This is a genomic window from Vibrio sp. 811, from assembly GCF_033339195.1.
The window spans coordinates 1-823 of record NZ_JAWOUB010000246.1 but is presented as its reverse complement, the minus strand read 5'-3'; the positions used below and the strand labels follow the sequence as shown (position 1 = coordinate 823).

Below are 823 nucleotides of genomic sequence, written 5' to 3'. Positions count from 1 at the left end.
AATCCCCGGTTGAGATCCCCTTCAAGCTAGGCGCCCTTGTTCTAATATTCAGCACACAATCACTCAATACAAGGTTTGTTCTTAAATGAATGAGCTTTAGCATACAGATGTTCCATTAAGGCTTTCGAATCTACCAAAGTGACGCTTTCTAAAGCAGCAAGCCTTAAACGCTGTGAGATTGAGTGGCTGGCAACTTGAGTTTTAGTGTTGCACACCTTGCAGCTATTCAACTTCCCTTTTCTCTAGTTAATTCAGATACAAAAAAGCCCAAGCGATAGGCTTGGGCGTTCTTACATTTAATGTGTTTGTCGAGTGTATTAGAACTCTTTCGGTGCGAAGCCAGTCATCACGTCTAGGCGTAGTTCTTTACCCATTTTAGTCATAGGGTGAACGATAACCAGGCCGCGTACGCGTTTCTTCAGTTTACCGATGTCTGCCTGTTCTGCTTTAGTGATTTCACGAGAGAATGGCATATCTACCCGGCTTTTACGTTCTTTATTTAGTTCGTATGTTTGTTTGTGCTTAAGTTGGTTAAGCTTCTTTGTTAGATCTTCAACTTCATCCGTGAATTTAGAAATCATTTCGTGATCACCACGAGAACGTGCTGCATCCAGTTTACGTTGGCAGGTATCTACGCGGTTATGCAGCTTTTGAATATCAGTTTTCATGCTCATGGTAAATAGACTCAATTTTTTAATGGTCGAGGAGTATAGCATAGCTGAAAATCTACGCTCTACTATCCTCCTCGATTCTATGTCTAGTTGATTAGTTCATTCCCTGAAACTTGGCCGGAGAAGAAGGCCTCTACGTTGTTCAATGTCAC

General features: G+C 41.8%; 1 protein-coding gene. It reads right to left on the bottom strand.

The annotated features are described in order from the left end of the window. Positions 1-317: 317 nt before the first annotated feature. Positions 318-674 carry a YibL family ribosome-associated protein gene (locus R7Q46_RS26130; protein WP_318078076.1) on the bottom strand — a complete coding sequence of 119 codons (357 nt, stop codon included), beginning with the start codon at positions 672-674 and terminating at the stop codon, positions 318-320. Between the last annotated feature and the right edge of the window lie 149 nt (positions 675-823).

Excerpts from the sequence above, each read along its gene's own strand:
- R7Q46_RS26130 (WP_318078076.1), bottom strand. The coding sequence starts at position 674 with ATGAGCATGAAAACTGATATTCAAAAGCTGCATAACCGCGTAGATACC.